The sequence below is a fragment of the Flindersiella endophytica genome, assembly GCF_054779015.1.
Genome location: NZ_BAAGYY010000027.1, coordinates 144457 through 150632, shown reverse-complemented (window position 1 = coordinate 150632; position 6176 = coordinate 144457). Strand labels below are relative to the sequence as shown.

General features: G+C 69.0%; 8 protein-coding genes. 4 read left to right on the top strand and 4 right to left on the bottom strand.

Translation table 11 applies throughout. The annotated features are described in order from the left end of the window. Positions 1–267, top strand: a 267-nt coding sequence (locus ACYVF6_RS32990; RefSeq protein WP_460526893.1) for a hypothetical protein, incomplete at its 5' end; no start/stop codon positions are given. Here ACYVF6_RS32990 and ACYVF6_RS32985 read toward each other — a convergent pair. After that, the gene (locus ACYVF6_RS32985; protein ID WP_460526891.1) at positions 262–873 is read right to left on the bottom strand and encodes a hypothetical protein; all 612 of its coding nucleotides are present in this window, start codon (positions 871–873) and stop codon (positions 262–264) included. The genes ACYVF6_RS32990 and ACYVF6_RS32985 overlap by 6 nt on opposite strands. Before the next feature lie 118 nt (positions 874–991). Between ACYVF6_RS32985 and ACYVF6_RS32980 the strand changes: the two genes are divergently transcribed. Beyond that, a complete protein-coding gene (locus ACYVF6_RS32980) occupies positions 992–1909 on the top strand; it encodes an expansin family protein (protein ID WP_460526889.1) in 918 nt (305 codons plus the stop codon). On the opposite strand, the gene ACYVF6_RS32975 is transcribed toward ACYVF6_RS32980, so the two are convergent. Next, positions 1896–3014 (bottom strand): zinc metalloprotease, encoded by a 1119-nt coding sequence (locus tag ACYVF6_RS32975; RefSeq protein ID WP_460526887.1) that lies wholly within the window; start codon positions 3012–3014, stop codon positions 1896–1898. The genes ACYVF6_RS32980 and ACYVF6_RS32975 overlap by 14 nt on opposite strands. Positions 3015–3095: 81 nt before the next feature. Between ACYVF6_RS32975 and ACYVF6_RS32970 the strand changes: the two genes are divergently transcribed. Both ACYVF6_RS32970 and ACYVF6_RS32965 read left to right on the top strand, forming a co-directional pair. Next, positions 3096–3824: a PIG-L deacetylase family protein gene (locus tag ACYVF6_RS32970; protein WP_460526885.1), complete on the top strand. Its 729-nt coding sequence runs from the start codon at positions 3096–3098 to the stop codon at positions 3822–3824. Positions 3825–3883: 59 nt separating this feature from the next. Continuing rightward, complete coding sequence (locus ACYVF6_RS32965) at positions 3884–4717, top strand: aminoglycoside phosphotransferase family protein (protein ID WP_460526883.1); 834 nt, start codon at positions 3884–3886, stop codon at positions 4715–4717. Here ACYVF6_RS32965 and ACYVF6_RS32960 read toward each other — a convergent pair. Continuing rightward, complete coding sequence (locus ACYVF6_RS32960) at positions 4714–5694, bottom strand: LLM class flavin-dependent oxidoreductase (RefSeq protein WP_460526881.1); 981 nt, start codon at positions 5692–5694, stop codon at positions 4714–4716. The two genes, ACYVF6_RS32965 and ACYVF6_RS32960, sit on opposite strands and share 4 nt — an antisense overlap. Before the next feature lie 36 nt (positions 5695–5730). Continuing rightward, positions 5731–6129: an SCO5389 family protein gene (locus ACYVF6_RS32955; protein ID WP_460526879.1), complete on the bottom strand. Its 399-nt coding sequence runs from the start codon at positions 6127–6129 to the stop codon at positions 5731–5733. Positions 6130–6176 lie beyond the last annotated feature (47 nt).

The following is a 6176-nucleotide window of genomic DNA, read 5'->3' as shown; positions in this document are numbered from 1 at the left end:
AACCTCGTCGACAACCTCGTCGACAACCTCGTCGACAACCTCGTCGACAACCTCGTCGACAACCTCGTCGACAACCTCGTCGACAACCTCGTCGACAACCTCGTGTCGATCGTGGGCTCGGTCGCGCTCGCGCACCGCGGCCGGATCGCGGTCACCGCACGCCCGGCGGCGGCCTCGACATCACCGTCGAGATCCCGGAGTCTCATCAGGATCAGGGCCCTGCGGCAACCGCGAGGCCCTGGTCCGGGAAACCGGGAAGCCCTATGAGATGAGGTCGGACACCAGGGCAGCGAGGATGAGCAGGACGAAGCCGGCCGCGATCACGACTCCGAAGATCCCTCCGGGCCGGCGCAGCAGCGGAGCTCCGGGGTCCATCGGGCGCTCGTAGGGCCCCGCCGGCGGCGGCGACGGAGGCGGCAGGCTGGCCACCTTGCCGTGGCGCGTGAGGTTGAGCAGCACGGTCAGCGGCGTGATGAAGAACGACATGGCACCCCACCATCCGGCGAGGAGCGTCTCGGACGTCATCCGGCGGAAGGTCGAAAGGCCGCAGTCGCGACAGAACGGCCCTTCCGAGGACAGGAACGTCATCAGGATGATCATGCCTCGGTGACCACGGAACTTGGTTTTGGCGGCGGGTACGCAGCCACAGAACCTGCACTGCAGGACCGGCTGGGCCGGCATCGCCTGCTGCGGATACGCCTGCGGGTAAGCCTGCGGCGCCTGCTGATACGACGCCGCGGGGTAAGCCTGCGGGTGCGGCGACTGCTGGTACGGAGCCTGCGAGGCCTGCGGATACGGCTGCGGCGCCGGCGGATACGGCGGCGGGGCCTGCTGATGCTCCTGGCCCGGTTGGAAGGAAGGGGGCATGCTCACCGGTAAACAATGGCAGACCGTCGTAACTCTCGCACTCCGGATCGGATCTGCTTTTCGCAAAGTATCGTGGACGAGGTCGGGCCGGCCGGGCGCCTGCTTCCACGAAAGGAACGCACCCATGCGCCTGCCTCGCCGTAGCGTGCTCGGCGTCGTCTGTTCGCTGCTCGTGGTCCTCGCCCTGACGCCCGCCCCCTCCTCCGCCGATCCCGTCACCGGCAACGCGACGTACTTCGACGGGCTCGGCTCGCCGTACGGCGGTTGTGGCCTGCCGCAGGCCGTCATCGACTCGCAGGACTTCGTGGCGTTGAACGTCTACGACACGCCGGGCGACTACTCCTACTATCCGCGCCCGATCCCACCCGACCAGGCCGCGCGGATCGGCCTGTACGACAACGGCCGCAACTGCGGTCGCTTCGTCGAGGTCACGATCGGGGACTTCTGCACCGGCGTCAACGACGGTGCGCCGAACCAGCCGTTCTGCCGTAACGGCTCGTGGGTTTCCGATACGTACAACGGTGCCAAGCTGACGATGGTCGTCGCCGACAGTTGTGGAGACTCCAACGCCTGGTGCCGCGACGACCGCTACCACCTCGACCTGTCCAAGCCGTCGCTCAACCGGTTCGTCAGCAACGGCGTGCCCGTGGGCAACCTCGACCAGCACTGGAACAACCGGCGGATCAGTTGGCAGTTCGTCCCGGCACCGAACTACACCGGCGACATCCGGATCGGTTTCCTGCAGGGCGCTCAGGTCTGGTGGGGTGCGATCGCGATCTCCCATCTGCCGAACGGCATCCACGGCGTGGAGTACTTCTCGAACGGCAGTTGGCAGCAGGCACAGATGAACTCCGACATGGGCCAGTCGTACATCATCAGTGGCCTCACGACGGCCGGCCGTGACTTCCGGATCCGGGTACGCGACGTCGCGGACCAGCCGCTGTTCGGCGGCCGGGTCTACGACTTCTCGCTCCCAGCGTCCTGCCAGAGCTCGTGCGGCCCGGCCTACACCGAGGTTCCGTACACCGTCACCAGTACATGACGCTGGTCTGCCCCGACGCCCACGAGTAGTACAGCCGGACGCGAACGACGTACTTGCGGCCCTGGAACAGCTTCGCCCTGATCAGCGCGTTGCGGTCCTCGCCACTGTCGTCGTCGCCCGCGACGAAGCGCAGCTCGCCGTTCACCTCTTCGAACAGCGTCAGCAACGTGTCGGCCTCGCCGAACGTGCCGATCTGGTACTTGCGCGTGCCCGGGGGCCGCAGGTTGAAGTCGGCCTGTTCGCCGGCGGCGAGCCCGAGCGACGCCGACTGATGGGGGGTCAGCGTGTCGTTCTGGTCGTCGTCGAGCGGCGGGTACCACTGCAGGATGTACTGCTTGTCGACCGTCGACAGCGTTCCCGGCGGGTCGATGCCGGCGCGGTAGGCCTCCGGCTCCCGGATCAGGCCGGGCGGGAAGCCGTACTCCATGATGGAGTCGGGGTCCCAGGCCGAGCCGTCGACCTCGTTCTTGTCGAGCTTGCGCAGGACGTTGTTGAACGTCGTGTCGCGGTCCCAGTTGTTGGGCGGCCCGCCGAGGTACTCATAGACCTTGTCTTCGTCCCACACGATGCCGGCGAACGGGTTCTGGTGCTCGTGCGGCAGACCGAGCGTGTGCCCGATCTCGTGCAGCGCCGTGGTCTTGCCGTACGGCGTGGTGAGGTCCCAGCCGAAGTTCATCGTCCGGTTGTTCGAGCCCTCCTGGAGCACGTCACGGCCGACGTAGGACCAGGAGCCGTCGAAGTCGTTCAGGAAGCCGATCCGGACCTCCGCTTCGGAGCGGTCCTGGACCTCAGTGAAGTTCAGGCCGATGCCGAGGCTCTTCCACTCGCCGAAGGCTTGGCGCACGGCGTCCTGCTGTTCCTTCGCGCCGACCCAGGAGACGAACCGCGTCGAGCCGTCGGAGAACCGGATCGTCTCGCCGTCGGTGTCCTTGTCGAAGAAGTAATAGTGGAGAACGGTGCCGTTGGCCCACTTGGCGCGGCCGAGCAGGATCGCCCGGGCCCGGCCGAAGTCGAGGCCGGGCGGCAGGACGGGCTCCGGGCGCGGCTGCATCGCGCAGTACTGCAGAGCCGGTCGCTCCGGTGGTTCGTATTCTGGGTTCGACATGCATCCAAGCGTGCGCCGGTGCCGTCACAGCGCCGTCACCGTTTCGGTACAGCACTCTTCCTGTGGATACGATCCGGGCTCATGAGTGAACTGCAGGCGGTTAACGAGGACTGGTCGACGGCGCTGGCGATCGTGGCGCACCCGGATGATCTGGAGTACGGCGCGGCGGCGGCGATCGCGCGCTGGACGGCGCAGGGCAAGCGGATCGTCTACACGCTGGCGACCAGCGGCGAGGCCGGCATCGACGGCATGACGCCGGAGGAGGCCGGGCCACTGCGCGAGCAGGAGGAACGCGACTCCGCGGCGGTGGTCGGGGTTTCCGAGGTCGAGTTCCTCGGGCATCCGGACGGGATGCTGGAGTACGGCCTGCCGCTGCGGCGTTCGATCGCCGGCGCGATCCGCAGGCACCGGCCGGAGGTCGTGATCACCGGGAACATGGACGAACGCTGGGGCAACGGGAACTTCAACCAGGCCGACCACCTTGCCGTCGGCCGTGCGGTGGTCGACGGGATCCGGGACGCGGCGAACCGGTGGGTGTTCCGGGAGCTGCTGTCCGACGGGCTGGAGCCGTGGCAGGGAGTCCGGCAGTTGCTGATCAACTTCTCGCAGGCGAGCAAGCACGGCGTCGACGTGAGCGACTCGTTCACGCTGGGGGTGGAGTCGCTGAAGGCGCACCAGGCGTACCTCGCTGGGCTCGGCGACAACGTGATGGCCGATCCGGCGACGTTCTTGGAGCAGTTCGCCCGGGAGACCGGCGAGCGGATGGGCTGCCGGTACGCCGTCGCGTTCGAGGCGATCGACTTCAGCTGAGCCGGCTACCTGCGAAAAGCAGTTGTGGTGGTGTCGTCTGGGCGGCAGGCTCGTTACACGTGGACGAGCTCGCGCAAAACCTTGGGTTGACCGTCGTACGTCAGCTGACCGGCGGTGAGTGGGGTGCGTTCCTCGCCCGTTCGGGCGCTGGCGAGACCGTCGTACTGAAGGTGATGCCGCGGCACTGGCTGTTCGGCTACGAGCGCGTCGCGACCGCGGTCCGGTTGGCGGCGACCCTCCGTGAGGAGGGCTACCCGATTCCGCGTTACCTCGACGTCGGCACGGTCGGCGCGGACGTCTACACCGTGCAGGAAACGGTCGCCGGCACGGTGCCGGACACCTTGGCACTGGCGCACGTCCGGAGGCTGCTCGAGTTGTGGCAGCGGCACGAGGGCGGTGCGGTTCGGGCCGCGCAGCGCGAGCTGAACTGGGCCGAGCGGCTCGAGGGGGAGCGCCAGGCGGGGAAGGAGCTGCTGGCGTCGGGGGTGCGGCCGGAGCTCCAGCAGCTCGCGGACCGGGCGATCGCGCTGTTGTCATCAGCCGATCCGGGCGTCCTGCGTACGGGCGACGTCGTGCACGGAGACTTCCATCACCGCAACCTGCTGGCGGTCGGTTCCGACGTCACGGCGGTGTTCGACTGGGAGGGCGCCCACGCCGGCGACTCCAGGCACGACCTGCTCCGGCTCGCGTCCGCGGCGATCGCGGCGGGCCAGGTGGAGCCGGCAGGAGCGGCGTGGTTGCGGGCCGAGGTGGAGCGGTGGGTGCCGGCCGAGGTGCGCGCGATCCTCGGCGCGATCCAGGTGCTCGACGACTTCCGCTTCGTGATGACGGTCACCGGGAAGCATCAGGCCTGGACCGTCAGGTGCGCCGAGATCCTGTTGGACGGTCTCTAGCTCCGGGAGATCACCTCCGCTCCGAGGCGTTCGATGTTGGCCCGCGTCCGGCCGGGGTCGCCGGCGCCTTCGACCATCAGCAGGACGCGTTTGACGCCGGTGGTGGCGATGGTGGCGGCGAGGCGTTCGCGGCAGAGCTCGGGTGGGCCGACCGGGTGGATGGACAGCAGGCGGTCGAGGTAGGCGCCGAGGTCGCGCTCGGGCGGCTCGCTGCCGTCGATGCGGACGTACTCGCGCGTCGTTGCCAGCCAGGCGGGCATCGTGGATCGCAGTGCCTGTTCGGCTTCGGCCCGGGTGTCGGCGACGTAGGCGAGGTGGGCGGAGGCGTGGTCGAGCTCGTGCGCGCCGTGCTGGTCGATCAGCGCCCGCTTCTCGGCGTCGGTCGCATGCATGCCGGTGAGCAGCGGCAGCCCGCGTTCGGCCGCGAGCTGTGCCGTTGGCCTGGAGGTCGCCGCGACCCAGACCGGCACCGGGCCGGCCGGGTGCGGCACGACGCGTACCTCCCGGAACGGGAACGTCCCGCCGCACGACACTTCGCCGGCGCCGGAGAGCCAGCGCAACAGCAAGTCCAGCGACTCCGGAAAGCCTTCTGAGTAACGCGGCAAGCCCGTGCCGAACACCTCGAGGTCGACCCACGGACCACCCCGTGCGACACCGAGGTCGAAGCGGCCGCCCGAGAGCTCGTTGAGCAGCACGGCCTCCTCGCCGAGCGCGACCGGGTGCCGCACCGGGAGCACACAGGCCGCCGTACCGACCCGGATGCGGGATGTCCGCCCGAGCACGTGCGCGGCGAACGCGACGGCGGACGGACAGACGCCGTAGGACAGGAAGTGGTGCTCGGCGATCCACACGCCGTGGAAGCCCGCGCGTTCGGCGGTCTCGGCGTACGACAGGGCGTCGCGCAGCGCGTCGCCGTGGCTCGTGCCGGGGAACTGGCCGGCGAGCAGGAACACGTCGAACCGAACGGGAGCCGGCACGCGCCGGCTCCCGTCCTGAACCAGCTCAGTGCCCACTCAGCAGTCGCGAAGCTCGGGCGACTGGTTGAGCAGTTGGCCGCGCGGCGAGATGAACGCCTGGTAGCGCTCACCGCCGACCGCGCCGAGCCGGAACGCCGCGACCCGGTGGCAGTTCTGGAAGGCGAACTTGACGCCGAAGTGCCGCTCCAGGCCACCGCGGATCGCGTCGCTGGCGAGCGCGCGGAGCAGTTGGCCACGTTCGGCCTCGCTGGGCGGCGGTACCTCGTGGTCGGCGAAGTCGGCGTCGCCGGGTGCTTCGGCGAGGTCCTTGGCGACCTGGCTGATGACGGTCCAGGCATAGGGCAGCGAGTCGCGAACGACGGCGACGAACTCGGCGTCGTCGACCTGGCCCTGCTCAGCGCGTTCGAGCAGAGCGGTGGGTACGTCGAGGGACATGGGCTTCCTCTCGTGAGGGGTGGGGATCGGCCGGCTTGTACACCGAT